This is a genomic window from Kineothrix alysoides (assembly GCF_000732725.1).
Lineage (GTDB): Bacteria > Bacillota > Clostridia > Lachnospirales > Lachnospiraceae > Kineothrix > Kineothrix alysoides.
In genome coordinates, this window is sequence record NZ_JPNB01000001.1 from 834,032 (window position 1) to 849,499 (window position 15,468).

Annotated in this window: 12 protein-coding genes and 1 pseudogene; all 13 read left to right on the plus strand. The window is 45.7% G+C overall.

What is annotated here, in order from left to right:
* Positions 1–82: 82 nt before the first annotated feature.
* The 13 genes and pseudogenes from CC90_RS0104010 to mraY all read left to right on the plus strand — a co-directional run bounded on the left by CC90_RS0104010 (position 83) and on the right by mraY (position 15,445).
* Positions 83–790: a zinc metallopeptidase gene (locus CC90_RS0104010; protein ID WP_031389534.1), complete on the plus strand. Its 708-nt coding sequence runs from the start codon at positions 83–85 to the stop codon at positions 788–790.
* Between the two features lie 20 nt (positions 791–810).
* The gene (gene rsmB / locus CC90_RS0104015) at positions 811–2,109 is read left to right on the plus strand and encodes a 16S rRNA (cytosine(967)-C(5))-methyltransferase RsmB (protein WP_031389535.1); all 1,299 of its coding nucleotides are present in this window, start codon (positions 811–813) and stop codon (positions 2,107–2,109) included.
* 21 nt (positions 2,110–2,130) lie between these two features.
* The gene (gene rlmN, locus CC90_RS0104020) at positions 2,131–3,162 is read left to right on the plus strand and encodes a 23S rRNA (adenine(2503)-C(2))-methyltransferase RlmN (protein WP_031389536.1); all 1,032 of its coding nucleotides are present in this window, start codon (positions 2,131–2,133) and stop codon (positions 3,160–3,162) included.
* Positions 3,163–3,179: 17 nt separating this feature from the next.
* Positions 3,180–3,932, plus strand: a complete 753-nt coding sequence (locus CC90_RS0104025; RefSeq protein ID WP_031389537.1) for a Stp1/IreP family PP2C-type Ser/Thr phosphatase — start codon at positions 3,180–3,182, stop codon at positions 3,930–3,932.
* Positions 3,925–6,069, plus strand: coding sequence for a Stk1 family PASTA domain-containing Ser/Thr kinase (gene pknB / locus CC90_RS0104030; protein WP_031389538.1), 2,145 nt, complete (start codon positions 3,925–3,927; stop codon positions 6,067–6,069). The genes CC90_RS0104025 and pknB overlap by 8 nt, the downstream gene beginning before the upstream one ends.
* 26 nt (positions 6,070–6,095) lie before the next feature.
* Positions 6,096–6,989 (plus strand): ribosome small subunit-dependent GTPase A, encoded by an 894-nt coding sequence (gene rsgA / locus CC90_RS0104035; RefSeq protein ID WP_031389539.1) that lies wholly within the window; start codon positions 6,096–6,098, stop codon positions 6,987–6,989.
* Between the two features lie 27 nt (positions 6,990–7,016).
* Complete coding sequence (gene ychF, locus CC90_RS0104040) at positions 7,017–8,114, plus strand: redox-regulated ATPase YchF (protein WP_031389540.1); 1,098 nt, start codon at positions 7,017–7,019, stop codon at positions 8,112–8,114.
* 267 nt (positions 8,115–8,381) lie between these two features.
* A complete protein-coding gene (gene mraZ / locus CC90_RS0104045; protein ID WP_031389541.1) occupies positions 8,382–8,813 on the plus strand; it encodes a division/cell wall cluster transcriptional repressor MraZ in 432 nt (143 codons plus the stop codon).
* A gap of 18 nt (positions 8,814–8,831) precedes the next feature.
* Positions 8,832–9,778: pseudogene (rsmH, locus tag CC90_RS22080) on the plus strand (16S rRNA (cytosine(1402)-N(4))-methyltransferase RsmH).
* Between the two features lie 77 nt (positions 9,779–9,855).
* A complete protein-coding gene (locus CC90_RS0104055) occupies positions 9,856–10,356 on the plus strand; it encodes an FtsB/FtsL family cell division protein (RefSeq protein WP_031389542.1) in 501 nt (166 codons plus the stop codon).
* A gap of 13 nt (positions 10,357–10,369) precedes the next feature.
* Positions 10,370–12,637: a penicillin-binding transpeptidase domain-containing protein gene (locus tag CC90_RS0104060; protein WP_242843239.1), complete on the plus strand. Its 2,268-nt coding sequence runs from the start codon at positions 10,370–10,372 to the stop codon at positions 12,635–12,637.
* 87 nt (positions 12,638–12,724) lie between these two features.
* Positions 12,725–14,464, plus strand: coding sequence for a peptidoglycan D,D-transpeptidase FtsI family protein (locus CC90_RS0104065; RefSeq protein WP_031389544.1), 1,740 nt, complete (start codon positions 12,725–12,727; stop codon positions 14,462–14,464).
* 24 nt (positions 14,465–14,488) lie between these two features.
* On the plus strand, positions 14,489–15,445 hold the full coding sequence (mraY, locus tag CC90_RS0104070; RefSeq protein ID WP_031389545.1) for a phospho-N-acetylmuramoyl-pentapeptide-transferase: 957 nt from the start codon (positions 14,489–14,491) through the stop codon (positions 15,443–15,445).
* Positions 15,446–15,468 lie beyond the last annotated feature (23 nt).

Consider the following 15,468-nt stretch of genomic DNA (forward strand, 5'->3'; position numbering starts at 1 on the left):
AAGGTGGAGGTTGCTTCACCTAATGAAGTTTCTTCGTCTGATGAAGCGAACTTCATTATAATGAATACGGAGGTTAATGCTTATGTATGGATATTACGGATATTATATGGACCCAACTTATATTTTGGTGCTGATTGGAGCGATTCTGTGTATCGCGGCCAGCAGTAGGCTGAACAGCACTTATAACAAGTATGAAAAGATACGGAGCAAGAGCGGAATGACCGGAGCGGAAGCGGCTGCAAGAATCCTTAGCTATTCAGGGATTCACGATGTGAGAATCGAGCGCGTATCAGGGAATCTTACCGATCATTATGACCCTAAGAATAAGGTTCTCAGACTGTCGGACCGCACTTATGGCTCCGCCTCCATTGCGGCGTTAGGAGTGGCAGCGCACGAATGCGGACATGCCGTGCAGCATCAGGAGGAATATATGCCGATACGTTTTCGCAATGCGCTTGCCCCGATTGCGAATATCAGTTCTACGCTGAGCATTCCGCTCATTCTTCTGGGCGTGATACTTGGAATGTATTCCAGCCTCGTTCAGGTGGGAATATGGGTGTTTGCCATAGCGATATTGTTTCAGATCGTTACCCTTCCCGTGGAATATAATGCCTCTTCCAGAGCGCTTGTGATGCTTCAGGATTATGGAATCACCGGAGGAGAGGAAACAGCCAGCTGTAAAAAGGTCTTAAGCGCGGCAGCACTCACCTACGTGGCAGGCGTGGCCTCCTCGCTGTTACAGCTTCTTCGGCTTCTGCTTCTGTTCGGAAACAGAAGAAGCGATGACTGATTACCGGAAGGACAATTTTTATGAATATAAGAGAACTGATTCTGGATATGCTGTTAGAGTTAGAAAAAGAAAAAACCTACAGCCATATTTTAATGAGAAATGTGCTGGATAAATACGATTATCTGACGGCGCAGGAAAAAGCGTTTATAAAAAGAGTGACGGAGGGAACGCTTGAGAGACGGATACAGATAGATTATATCCTGGACAGCTATTCCAAGGTTCCCGTAAAAAAAATGAAGCCACTCATTCGAAACCTTCTTCGCATGAGCGTATATCAAATATTGTTCATGGATGGGATACCCGACTCCGCCGTCTGCAACGAAGCGGTAAAGTTAGCGAACAAGCGGAAATTCCAGTCGTTAAAGGGATTTATCAATGGCGTGCTTCGAAATATTGCGAGGCAGAAGTCTGAAATATCCTATCCTGATAAGGAGAAGAACCCGAAGGAATATTTGTCGATATGGTATTCCATGCCGGAATTTCTTATATCCATGTGGATGGAAGACTATGGCATAGAACAGACGGAAAACATGCTTCAGGCCATGCTCGCCGTCCGCCCCGTAACGGTTCGTTTAAAGGAAACCATGAGCGGTGAGGAGAAGGAGACTCTTTTAAAGAGAATCGAAGAGGCGGGAATAAGAATAAGAAAGCATCCTTATCTGCCCTATGCCTATGAGCTTGAGCGTTTGGAGGGGGTAAGGAGTATCCCGGGCTTTGAGGAAGGGCTTCTTACTGTGCAGGATGTAAGCTCCATGCTATGTGTGGAGGATGCGGGCATAAAAGAAGGAGATTTTATCCTCGATGTGTGCGCCGCTCCGGGAGGAAAGGCTACCCATGCGGCAGTGAAGCTAAAAGGCAGCGGAAAAGTTCTGGCCAGAGATCTGACGGAGGATAAGACGGCGCTTATCGAAGAGAACATACAGCGCCAAAGTCTTCTTAATATAACGGCAGAGGCTTATGACGCTTCGGTTTATGATGAGACACTGCACGAAAAGGCGGATGTGGTCTTGGCGGATTTGCCTTGCTCCGGACTCGGCATTGTAGGAAAAAAACGAGATATTAAATATAATATAACGACAGAAGCACTGGAGGGACTTCCTCTGTTGCAGAAAAAAATACTGAGTACCGTATGGCAGTATGTAAAGCCGGGTGGTGTACTTATTTATAGCACATGTACGATTCACAAGGAAGAAAATGAAAGGGTGGCGGAATGGTTTGCCCAAAATCACCCTTTTGAGCTTATCGATTCCAAGCAGCTTTTGCCGGGACTTCATGAGACGGACGGATTCTTTATTGCGAGATTCAAACGGCATGTATGAAAGGTTTTGAAGAGGCAGGATATGAAGAAAGATATAAAATCGATGACGCTTTCCGAGCTGAAAGAGGATATGGCAGGCATGGGGGAGAAATCCTTCCGCGCCGGACAGATTTATGAATGGGTGCACGTAAAGCTTGTTAGAAGCTTTGACGATATGACGAATATTTCCGGGGAACTGAAGGAAAAGTGTAAGGAAAACTATGATTTTACCGATTTAAAAGAAGTGATGGTGCAGGAATCCAAGGTTGACGGCACGAAGAAATTTCTCTTTGAGCTGTGGGATGGAAATATGGTAGAGAGTGTATGGATGAAATACAAGCACGGAAACTCCGTCTGTATTTCCTCCCAGGTGGGCTGCCGGATGGGCTGTACCTTCTGTGCCTCCACTTTAGACGGTCTCGAACGGTCCCTTACGTCTTCGGAGATGTTAGACCAGATTTATGCCATAACACGGCTGACGGGTGAGAAGGTCTCGAACGTAGTAGTGATGGGAACAGGAGAACCCATGGATAATTACGACAACGTGCTGCGCTTTATAAGGTTGCTTACAGACGAGAGTGGCTTAAATATCAGCCAGAGAAATATTACAGTTTCTACTTGCGGCATCGTGCCGGGGATGCGCAGGCTGGCGGAGGAAAAGCTGCAGATTACACTGGCGCTCTCCCTTCATGCAACGACTGACGAGAAGCGAAGAAGGCTTATGCCCATCGCAAACCGTTACAGCCTGGATGAACTGATAGAGGCCTGTGCATACTATTTTGAGAAGACCGGAAGGAGAATTACCTTTGAATACAGCCTTGTAGGAGGCATAAACGATACGAATGAGGACGCGAGGGAGTTAATAACGCTCATAAGACACTTGAACTGCCATGTCAATCTCATTCCGGTAAATCCCATAAAAGAGAGGGATTATGTGTCCAGCACCCATGAGAAAGCGGTGGCATTTAAAAATAAACTTGAAAAAAACGGAATAAATGTTACTATAAGAAGGGAAATGGGCAGAGATATTGACGGAGCCTGCGGGCAGCTTCGCCGGAAGGTCATCCATCAATAGATACAGGAGGTTTTAAAGTGTTAAAGACGTTTTCCGTTACGGATATTGGAAAAAAGAGAAAATTGAATCAGGATTATGTATTTGTATCCGACACTCCAGTAGGAAATCTCCCGAATATATTTATCGTTGCGGACGGAATGGGCGGACATAATGCAGGGGACTACGCTTCTAAATATACGGTAGAAACCATGCGGGAAGAAATAGAGCGTTCTTTTGAGAAAAGCCCGGTAAAAATATTAGGCAAAGCCATAGAGGCGGCCAATGAGCTTATCAGAAAAAAGGCTGAGGAAGAGGAAGCTTTTGCCGGAATGGGAACTACCGTAGTAGCCGCTACGTGCTTAAACGGCAAATATTTGGAGGTTGCCAACGTAGGGGACAGCAGGCTTTATGTAGTGAGTGACAGAAAAATTGAACAGATTACAAGGGATCATTCCTTGGTAGAGGAGATGGTCCGAATGGGGGGCATCGACAGAGAATCAGCGAGAAGCCACCCGGATAAAAATATAATCACCAGAGCGATTGGTGCCAAGGATACGGTAGATGTGGACTTTTTTAACGTAGAGCTCACACCCGGCGATATTGTGTTGATGTGTTCTGACGGATTGACCAATATGCTGGAGGACGGAGAAATCCGCATGATTTTGGGCTCGCCAAAAAGCGTAGAGGAAAAAGCGGAGGAATTGGTTATGGCGGCCAATAATAACGGCGGCAAGGATAATATTGCGGTAATTATTATCGAACCGTTTGCAGACGAGGTGGAAAATGATTAAAATTGGAATGATAATCGGTGACCGGTATGAAGTGCTGGAGAAGATTGGGACCGGCGGAATGTCGGATGTATACAAGGCAAAAGACCATAAGCTGAACAGGAATGTAGCAATAAAAGTACTAAAGCAGGAATTTTCCGAAAATGCGAATTTTGTTTCCAAATTTCGGGTGGAGGCACAGGCAGCAGCCGGACTCATGCACCCTAATATCGTGAATGTATACGATGTAGGCGAGGAAAACGGTATTTATTACATCGTTATGGAACTTGTGGAAGGCATTACATTAAAGCAGTACATCGAAAAGAAGGCGCGCCTCTCTGTGAAGGAGGCTGTTAGTATTGCCATTCAGGTTTCCATGGGAATAGAAGCCGCACATAAAAACCATATTATCCATAGGGATATCAAGCCTCAGAATATTATTATTTCCAAAGAAGGCAAGGTAAAAGTAACGGATTTCGGCATTGCCAAAGCGGCGACAAGCAATACGATTACATCCAATGTCATGGGATCGGTTCACTATACCTCACCGGAGCAGGCCAGAGGAGGATACAGCGATGAGAAGAGCGATATTTACTCTCTGGGTATCACCATGTTCGAAATGCTTACCGGCAGGGTACCCTTTAACGGGGAGACTACGGTAGCAATAGCTATCAAACATATACAAGAACCTCTGCCTTCTCCCAGAGAATATGTTTCTGAGATACCGGTCAGCGTGGAGCAGATCGTATTTAAATGCTGCCAGAAAAGTCCGGATCGAAGATACCAGTCCATGGGAAATCTGATAGCAGACTTAAAACAGTCGCTGATCAATCCGGATGAGGACTTCGTTAAAATCGTGAATCCCAATGAGGAAGCATCCACGAGGATGATTACCGATAAGGATATGGTACAGATTAAAAAGCAGTCCGACAGAAGAGATTCCATGGAAGAGGAACTTCGTCTTAAAAAGAAAAAGAATGTCCGTCCAATCTATGAGGAAGAAGACGAGGACGAGGAGGAAGAAGACGAGGATATCGATGATATGGAGGAAGAAGATGAGGATGAGGAAGAGGGGGAATACGATTCCAAAATGGAACGCATTACCACCATGCTTGCCATCGTTGCCGCTCTTCTCATTGGATTTATCGTACTGTTCTTAGTTGGAAAGACGCTGGGAATCCTGCCCTTTAATTCCAAGGGAGAGGAGACGCAGGAGGAATCCGGTAAAGTAGAGATGCCTAAGGTAGTAGGGCGCCAGATTGAGGAAGTAAAGGCGGAGCTTTTAGGCTTGGGCTTAACGCCGCAAATTACCTATAAAGAAAATTCCGAATACGATGAAGGACTGGTATTGGAATGTAACGTCGGCATCGGACAGATGGTGGATTCGAGTACAGAAATTATTCTCACGGTCAATTCCGGAACGAGCGGTATAGAAGTGCCGAATATCGTGGGGAAATCCACGGCAGAAGCGGTGGCCAATCTGGAAGGAAAAGGCTTTACTGTAAGCAAGACGGAGAGCTATGACGCGCAGGTGGCGAAAGGAAGTGTCATTTCCCAGACTCCTGAGGGCGGAACGAAAGCGCCCAGCGGCTCTGCAGTTACCATACGCATCAGCCAAGGCCCGGAGGATAACAAGATTAGAGTGCCTAATCTGGTTGGAGTATCGGAAATGGATGCTATGGCGACGCTGACAGAGGCGGGCTTAAAGGTAGGAAGCGTGTCCGAGGTAAATAATGATGATGCCTCCTTGACGGGACTCGTATGTTATCAGAGCTATTCCGTAGGCTCATATGTGGACAGTGGAACAGCTATCGATCTAAAAGTGAGTCTCGGACCGAAGACGGCATCTTACAGCTACAGCGGAAGTATTCAGGCACCTACGGCGGCGGAAGATCCTGAATATAGAGACGGTCTGAGCGTTACGGTTACAGTGGATACGGCTGACGGAATCCAGCTTTTAAATACGAATACGACATCCTTCCCGATTTCGGTCAACTATACGGGAATCAAATCAGGAACGGGTACGATTACCTTTACGTATACGGTCACGACCGACGCGCAGACGGTAACGAATCCCGATACGGGAGAGGTGACCACCACAGAAGGGGTATCCACTCAAAAGACGCTAATGAGAGAAATTCAATTTACACCGGAATCTTAACCTAAGGAAAGAAGAGTATGCATAGTATACAAGGAAAAATTATTAAGGGCATTGCCGGATTTTATTATGTGTATGTGCAGGATGAGGCGGACACAAGAGGCAAAATATACGAGTGCAAGGCGAAGGGAGTATTCCGTAAGGATAATATAAAGCCGTTAGTTGGCGATGATGTGCTCATGGACGTTTTGGACGAAGCGGAACAGTTAGGTAATATCGCGCAGATATTACCTCGTCGTAACGAGCTGATACGGCCTGCGGTGGCGAATATCGATCAGGCGCTGGTAATTTTTGCGATTGTGAAGCCGGAGCCTAATTTCAATCTTTTGGACCGGTTTCTCATTATGATGGAGAAGCAAGGGCTTAACAGCGTTATTTGTTTTAATAAGCAGGATATTGCTACAAAAAAAGAAAAACAGGAGCTGCGGCGGGCTTATGAGAGCTGCGGCTATCGAGTGCTGTTTGCCAGCGCCAGAAAAAGACAAGGTCTGAAAGAGCTTAAATGTCTGCTTGAGGGCAAGACGACGGCGATGGCAGGTCCCAGCGGTGTGGGCAAGTCTTCTATCATAAACAGGCTGAATCCAAAAGCGAATATGGAAATCGGAGATATTAGCAGGAAGATAGAACGAGGAAAGCATACGACCAGACACTCGGAAATTATTGCTCTGCATAGAAATACGTATATCATGGATACTCCGGGATTTACGTCGCTGCAGCTGTTCGATATGGAGAAGGAGGAGCTGAAAGACTACTATCCGGAATTCGAAAAATATGAAGAAGGCTGCAGATTTGCCGGCTGCGTGCATATCAATGAGCCGGATTGTAAGGTGAAGGAAGCATTGGAAGAAGGCAGGATAAGTTCTGTCAGATACCATAATTATAAAATGTTGTATGAAGAACTGCGGGAACAAAAGAGATACTGAGAAACTTCAAAAGGAGATAAAGGAAAGATGAAACTAGGAATCGTGGGTCTTCCCAATGTGGGAAAGAGTACCTTATTTAATTCGTTGACAAAGGCGGGAGCGGAGTCCGCAAACTACCCTTTTTGTACAATCGATCCGAATATCGGCATTGTGTCGGTGCCGGATGAAAGGCTGAAATTATTAGGAGATATGTATAAGTCCAAGAAGGTTACCCCTGCTGTTATTGAGTTCGTGGATATTGCAGGCCTGGTAAAGGGGGCCTCCAAAGGAGAGGGACTGGGCAATCAGTTCTTAAGCAACATCAGGGAAGTGGATGCTGTCGTACATGTAGTAAGGTGCTTTGAGGATTCCAACGTAGTCCATGTGGATGGAAACGTCAATCCTTTAAGGGATATTGAAACCATAAATTTAGAGCTGATTTTCTCAGATATGGAGATTCTGGACAGAAGAATGGCGAAAGCGGGTAAGGGCGCGAGAATGGATAAGACACTTGCCAAGGAAGCTTCGCTCTTAGAAAAAATCAAAGCCCACTTGGAAGAGGGCAAGCCGGCCGGCAGCTTCGAGACAGAAGATGAAGACGAACTGAATCTGCTTGCTTCTTATAATCTTCTTACCTATAAGCCGGTCATCTTCGCAGCCAATGTGTCGGAAGAGGATTTGGCAAATGATGGAGCAGATAATCAGGGAGTTTTGGAGGTAAGGGAATTCGCAGCGAAAAACGGCAGTGAGGTATTCGTGATCTGTGCTCAGATAGAGCAGGAAATTGCGGAGCTGGACGAGGACGAAAAGGTTATGTTCTTAGAAGATCTGGGACTTAAGGAATCAGGGCTTGAAAAGTTGATCAAAGCCAGCTACCATATTCTGGGCCTGCACAGCTTCTTAACGTCAGGTGAAGACGAGACAAGGGCATGGACCATTAAGATCGGAACGAAAGCGCCTCAGGCCGCGGGAAAGATTCATACAGATTTCGAAAGAGGCTTCATTAAGGCCGAGGTGGTAAATTATAAAGACCTGTTAGAACAAGGTTCGCTTTCTGCCGCAAGGGAAAAAGGGCTTGTAGGAATGGAAGGCAAGGAGTATGTAGTAAAGGATGGAGATGTAATTTTATTCCGTTTTAATGTATAATTTTTCTTTTATAAAATAAAAACTATATCTGGTATTGGGAACGTTTGTTCACACAATATGTTGAAAATGCCGAAAAAATGCACTTTTTAGGGAACTAAAAAGTGCATTTTTTATTAAAAAATCTTAAAAGTAGCTTGTCAAATATTAATAATTAGTATAAAATCAGATTAAAAGTGGTAAGAAGTGGTGTGAAGTGGTAGAAAGTGGCAGCACAACACACTAGAAGGTGGCAGACCGCTTTTGAAATGACATTGGCAGGTGAGCGTTATGTTTATGGGAGAATACAACCATACAATCGATGCAAAAAACCGGCTGATCATTCCTTCAAAATTCCGTGAAACTCTCGGTGAAGAGTTTGTTGTTACGAAGGGGTTGGATGGCTGTTTATTTGTGTACGATAACAAGGAATGGACTGTATTCGAAGAGAAGCTTAGAGGACTCCCGTTAACGAACAAGGATGCGCGAACCTTTGTCCGTTTCTTTCTTGCCGGAGCAGCCAGTGTGGAGGTGGACAAGCAGGGAAGAATATTGGTCCCGTCAGTACTTAAAGATTTTGCAGGTATTAATAAAGATGTCGTTCTTATCGGAGTAGCCAGCAGAATTGAAATATGGAGCAAGGAAAGATGGGAAGGCGAATCCGCTTACGAGGATATGGAAAGCATTGCCGAGCATATGGCACAGCTAGGGCTGGGCATATAGAAATCAGGAGGAAAAAGAATGGAATTTAAGCATGCCTCCGTTTTATTACAGGAAACAATCGATAACTTGAATATAAAAGGTACAGGAATTTATGTTGATGGCACGCTGGGCGGCGGCGGACATTCCTTTGAAATAGCGGGAAGGCTTACGCAGGGCGGCAGGCTTATCGGAATCGATCAGGACGAGGCGGCCATTAAGGCAGCAGAAGAGAGACTTTCCCCCTATAGGGACAAAGTCACTATCATAAGGAGTAATTACCGGAATGCACCTCAAGTACTGAAGGAAATGGGAATAGAAGGTGTAGACGGTATACTGTTGGATTTAGGAGTTTCCTCTTATCAATTGGACGAGCTGGAGAGAGGATTTTCCTATAAGTATGATACGAAACTGGATATGAGAATGGACACGAGACAATCCGTCAGCGCCAGAGATATTGTAGGCGGATATTCGGAGACTGAGTTGTTTCGCATTATAAGAGATTATGGCGAGGACAAATTCGCGAAGAATATAGCGAAGCATATCGTGAGGGCCAGACAGGACAAGCCCATAGAGACTACCGGGGAACTGAACGAGATTATAAAGGCAGCGATTCCCGCGAAGATGAGACAGACGGGGGGCATCCCTCCAAGAAGACCTTCCAGGCAATTAGAATTGCCTGCAATAGAGAACTAGAGGTTTTAGAGGAGTCGATAGATGCATTTATCCAGCTCCTGAAGCCGGAAGGGCGGCTTTGTATTATAACCTTTCACTCATTGGAGGATAGAATCGTAAAGTCTTATTTCAGAAGAAATGAGAATCCATGCACATGCCCGCCGGATTTCCCGGTGTGCGTATGCGGGAATAAATCGAAAGGAAAGGTAATTACTAGGAAGCCGATATTGCCCGGGGAGGATGAATTGGCGGAAAATAAGCGCTCGAAAAGCGCGAAGCTTCGTGTATTCGAGAGAAGCCAGACTCTCAAATAAGAGAAGATGGACTTTAATAATAGGAAGGTACCGGACAGTTACAAGTAAATTAATTAAGAGGGTAAGGGTAGGATGCTATGGCACAGTATAAGGGCAGAGTGCGCAGTGCAGGTACAAGACAGCAAGTGCATACACAACAGGGAAGAAATGCTTATGTACAAGGCAGCACGGTAAGAAAACCGGATGAAAAAATATACGCGCCGAGAGAGCCGAAGAAGCAGATAAGCAATACCGCGAGAAAGAACCGCGAGAAAGCATATCATATGAGCTTTGGTTATGTGCTCTTTTTAGCATGTGCAGTCGTAGCGGCAGGCTTTATTTTGACGGGCTATATAGGACTGCAGGCAGAGCTTACGAACAGTATTAAAAATGTTTCCAGGCTGGAAAGGGAATTGAATAATTTAAAACTCGACAACGATGAGGAATACAGCAGAATCACGAGCAGCATCGATATGGAGGAAGTGAAGCGGATTGCCATTCAGGAGTTGGGCATGAAATATGCGGAGGAAGGGCAGATCGTAACATTTTCCGGAGAGGCAAGCGATTATGTAAAGCAGGTCGCAGATATTCCGGAGTAAGGCAGGGATTGGATTGAGTAGAGATAAACGAGGAAGAACGAACAGATTTACAACCGGAATGCAGAAAAAGCTGGCAGTGCTATTTGTTTTAGTATTGCTGGCTTTTGTAGGGTTGAGCGCCAGACTCGTGGTAATCAATAAGGAGAACGGCGAGAAATATAAGAAACAGGTGTTGTCGCAGCAGGAATATGACAGTAAGACGATACCCTTCAGGCGCGGAGATATACTGGATAGCAAGGGGACGAAACTAGCGGTCAGTGAAAAAGTCTACAATGTTATTTTGGATGCGAAAATTATGCTGGATGATGAGAAGGCAGTGGAGCCCACCATTGCGGCGGTACAGTCTGAGCTTGGAATCGACGGTTCTGTCATCAGGGAACGCCTCGCTTCACATCCCGAATCTTCCTATTATGTATTGAAGAAGCAGATGACTTATGAAGAAATCAGCGGCTTTAAGGCATTGGAGGTGGATAAGGAACAGGGCACAAATATAAAGGGAATCTGGTTTGAGGAAGAATATAAGAGAAAATATCCGAACAATACGCTGGCGAGCGATGCGATAGGCTTTACGACCAGCGACAATCAGGGACTCTATGGTCTGGAGCAATATTATAATGATGTGCTCAGCGGAACGCCTGGACGGGAATACGGCTATTTGAACGGGGATGCTGCATTGGAGAGAACGACGATTGCAGCGGTGGACGGCAATTCCATTGTAACTACCATAGATGCCAATATCCAGAGCATCGTGGAAAAGTATTTGAAAGAATTTGATGACCAATATAAAAACAACCACCTGGAGCGAAATGGAAGTAACAATACGGGCTGTATTATTATGGATGTAAATACCGGAGAAATCCTCGCCATGGCGAGCTATCCGGTGTTCGATTTAAATAATACGAAGAATTCCGAGGATTTGATAGGAATGCCCATGGTGGATGAGTTGGGGAATAAGACCGGAGAATATATTACAGCCGAAAACCTTGCGGCCATGGAAGGGACGGAACAACTGGATCAGAATTTTAACGCGCTTTGGAGAAATTTCTGCATCAATGATACGTATGAGCCGGGTTCCGTAGCCAAGCCCTTCACGGTGGCAGCGGGAATCGATTCGGGGAGTATTACCGGCAACGAGACATATACGTGCAATGGGTTTCTGGAAGTAGGAGACTATAAGATAAAATGCCATAATATATACGGAGACGGCCCTCTCACCGTGGCGCAGGGGGTGGAGCGCTCTTGTAACGTTGTTATGATGTATGTGAATATGGCTACCGGAAAAGATACCTATATCGATTATCAGCATATATTTAATTTCGGACTGAAGACGAATATTGATTTGGCGGGAGAATCCAGAACTGCCAGCCTCGTATATGATAAAAATTCCTTAGGACCTACAGAATTGGCTACCAACTCCTTCGGACAAGGTTTTAACGTAACTATGATACAGATGATTGCAGGCTTTTGCTCCTTGATCAACGGAGGCAATTATTATGAGCCCCATATGGTAAGTAAGATTGTCAGCCCCAGCGGAGCTACGGTGCAGAATATCGAACCGAGAATCTTGAAGCAGACGGTTTCAGAGTCCACCTCCGAAATTATTAAAGAAGATTGCAACCTTGTCGTATCGGGAGAGAACGGCACCGGTAAAACGGCGCGTCCGGCAGGATATATGATCGGCGGAAAGACGGGAACTGCGGAGACGCTGCCCCGTGGTAATAACGAATATGTCGTATCCTTTATGGGATACGCGCCTGCGAATGACCCGCAGATTGCAATTTATGTAGTAGTAGACAGACCTAATGTGACCTATCAGGACGATGCGAAGTATGCCACAAGAATTGTAAGAAAGATTCTTACGGAGGTGCTTCCTTATAAGGGAATCTTTATGACTGAGGAACTGTCGGACGATGAACGTGCCGAATTAGAAGCGCTTCAAATAGAAATAACCACGCCCGTAGCACCTGAGACGACAGACGAAGACTCTCAGACAGCAGATGGTGCACAAGGGGATGCATCGGGCGGGACATCAGGAGCAGAAGACGGCACGGGCAAAGCGCAGGCTCAGAATGGTGAGGAAGGGAATGATTATACGGAAGTATGGAAGACCTTTCCTATCGATCCGCAAACGGGATATGCCATAGATCCGGAAACGGGAGAACTGGTTGATCCGGAAACGGGACACAGCGTGACAGGCGAGAATTCAACGCCTGCCGGAAGGACGGGGGCCAATGGTACAAGCGGCTCGGGCAGTTCTCAGGACGACGGCAATCCCTTCTAAACATACCGAAGAATACGAAAAGTAGAATAACCTCATAAAAGGAATAATAGATTGTAGTAACACCTTTTTATGAGGTTACTGATACATATGTTATCGAAGAACAAAACGTATATACGCAAAAAGATAGTGGTCACTTTTTTCGCATGTGTTCTGGCGTTTCTGCTCCTTGGAGGGCGGCTCGTATATCTTATGGTATTTCAATCGGAATATTACATGGAGCAGGCAAAGAATCTGCATGAAAGGGAGCGGAATATTAAGGCGGCCAGAGGACGGATCATAGAGGCTACGGGAACAGTGTTAGCGGATAACCGTACGGTATGTACAATATCCGTTATCCATAACCAGATCACCCAGCCGGAGACTGTAGTTTCGGTACTATCCAAGGAGCTTGGCCTCTCGGAAGAATATGTCACAAAGAGAGTGAAGAAATATTCCTCTATCGAAAAAATCAAAAGTAATGTTGATAAGGAGACCGGTGACAGGATAAGAGAGTACGATTTGGATGGGGTAAAGGTGGATGAGGACTATAAAAGATATTATCCTTACGATTCACTTGCTTCCAAGGTACTGGGATTTACCGGCGGAGACAATCAGGGAATCATCGGTCTGGAAGTCATATATGAAGAATATTTAAAAGGAAAAGAGGGAACCATTCTTACGGTGACAGACGCCAAAGGCGTGGAGATTGCCGAGGCGGGCGAAGAAAGAGTGGAGCCGATAAACGGAAACGACTTGTACGTAAGTTTGGATGTGAACATTCAAAGCTATGCGACACAGCTGGCTTATCAGGCCATGGAGACCAAGCAGGCGGACAGCGTATCCATTCTTGTCATGAATCCTCAGAACGGGGAAATCATGGCGATGGTAAACGTGCCGGAATTCAACTTAAACGACCCCTATACCTTGCCGGAGGGAGGTTTGGAGCCGGCAAACGAGAAAGAGAAGCAAAATGCGCTGAATCAGATGTGGAGAAACGGATGTATCAACGATACCTATGAGCCGGGTTCCACCTTCAAAATAGTAACGGCTGCTGCGGGGCTGGAATCCAAGGCGGTAAGTGTTAGCGATCAGTTCAGCTGCCCCGGTTTTATCGTGGTGGAGGACAGAAAAATAAGGTGTCACAAAGTGGGAGGGCACGGGGCGGAAGATTTTGTGCATGGCATTATGAACTCCTGTAATCCGGTATTTGTCACCGTAGGGCTCAGAATAGGTGTTGACCGGTATTATGATTACTTTAAAAAATTTGGGCTGCTGACAAAAACCGGAGTGGATTTACCGGGAGAAGCGGCCACCATCATGCATAAGAAAGAGAACATAGGAGAAGTGGAGCTTGCGACGATATCCTTCGGGCAGTCGTTCCAGATTACACCGATACAGCTTGCGACAACTGCTTCCGCGATTATAAACGGGGGAAACAGAGTAACGCCTCATTTTGGAGTAAAAGTGGTGGATGCGCAGGGAGAAACGATAGATACTTTGAAATATCCGGTAAAGCAGAATATCGTCTCTGCCGAGACATCGGAAACCATGCGGTATTTGTTAGAGCAGGTGGTGGAAAACGGAAGCGGTAAAAACGGCTATGTGGAAGGGTACCGGGTGGGCGGAAAAACGGCCACCAGCCAGACGCTTCCAAGGGGAAGCGGGAAGTATATTTCCTCCTTCCTGGGCTTTGCGCCTGCCGATGACCCGCAGGTGTTAGCTGTGGCGATTATTAATAATCCGCAGGGTATGTATTATGGAGGCCAGATAGCGGCGCCTATCGTACGGCAGCTTTTTGAAAATATTCTTCCTTATTTGGAAAGAATGGATTATAATGACAAAGGATGACTCGAGGAAAGGATTGGAAGTAAAATGAATCATACGGTTATTATATCTGTTGTAATATCTTTTATAATAAGTGTGGTATTAGGACCTTTTATTATACCTTTTTTAAAAAAACTAAAAGCAGGGCAGACAGTCAGGGACGATGGTCCCCAGACACACCTTAAAAAATCAGGAACCCCTACTATGGGGGGAATCCTTATCTTAATCAGTATTGTTGCGACTTCCATGATTTACATGAATGACTATCCGAAGATCATGCCTATTCTTTTTTCTACCTTGGGCTTCGGACTGATTGGTTTTCTGGACGATTACATCAAGGTCGTTTTAAAACGCTCCATGGGACTGCGGGCGTGGCAGAAAATGTTGGGACAGCTATTGGTAACGGGAATATTTGCCTACTATCTGACGCATAACGCGGGCATTTCTTTAGCGATGCGGATACCATTCGTGCAGGGTAAATTTTTGGATATGGGCATATTGAATATGCCAATTTTGTTCTTTATCGTGATAGCAACAGTGAACGGTGCAAATTTTACGGACGGTCTGGACGGTCTGGCAAGCAGCGTTACGGTGATGATAGCAACCTTTTTCACGGTGGTAGCGGTAGGTACTGCCAGCGGTGTGGAGCCGATTACCTGTGCGGTAGTGGGAGCACTTTTAGGCTTCCTCCTATTTAATGTATATCCGGCAAGTGTGTTTATGGGAGATACGGGTTCACTTGCGCTTGGCGGCTTTGTGGCAGCAACGGCGTATATGCTGCAAATGCCCTTGTTCATACCTATCGTGGCGCTCATTTATGCAGTAGAGGTGGCTTCCGTCATCATTCAGGTGGGTTATTTCAAGATGAGCGGAGGAAAGCGTTTCTTTAAGATGGCGCCCATTCATCATCATTTTGAGTTATGCGGATGGTCGGAGACGAGAGTCGTTGCGGTATTTTCTATCTTGACCGCCATGCTTTGCTTAATCGCATTTATGGGCATATAAAGACTGTCGGGAAAAGAGGAAAT

What these genes read in the sequence shown, in the direction of transcription:
- CC90_RS0104010 (WP_031389534.1), top strand. Translation starts at nt 83, where the DNA reads ATGTATGGATATTACGGATATTATATGGACCCAACTTATATTTTGGTG.
- rsmB (WP_031389535.1), top strand. Translation starts at nt 811, where the DNA reads ATGAATATAAGAGAACTGATTCTGGATATGCTGTTAGAGTTAGAAAAA.
- rlmN (WP_031389536.1), top strand. Translation starts at nt 2,131, where the DNA reads ATGAAGAAAGATATAAAATCGATGACGCTTTCCGAGCTGAAAGAGGAT.
- pknB (WP_031389538.1), top strand. Translation starts at nt 3,925, where the DNA reads ATGATTAAAATTGGAATGATAATCGGTGACCGGTATGAAGTGCTGGAG.
- ychF (WP_031389540.1), top strand. Translation starts at nt 7,017, where the DNA reads ATGAAACTAGGAATCGTGGGTCTTCCCAATGTGGGAAAGAGTACCTTA.
- mraZ (WP_031389541.1), top strand. Translation starts at nt 8,382, where the DNA reads ATGTTTATGGGAGAATACAACCATACAATCGATGCAAAAAACCGGCTG.
- CC90_RS0104055 (WP_031389542.1), top strand. Translation starts at nt 9,856, where the DNA reads ATGGCACAGTATAAGGGCAGAGTGCGCAGTGCAGGTACAAGACAGCAA.
- CC90_RS0104065 (WP_031389544.1), top strand. Translation starts at nt 12,725, where the DNA reads ATGTTATCGAAGAACAAAACGTATATACGCAAAAAGATAGTGGTCACT.
- mraY (WP_031389545.1), top strand. Translation starts at nt 14,489, where the DNA reads ATGAATCATACGGTTATTATATCTGTTGTAATATCTTTTATAATAAGT.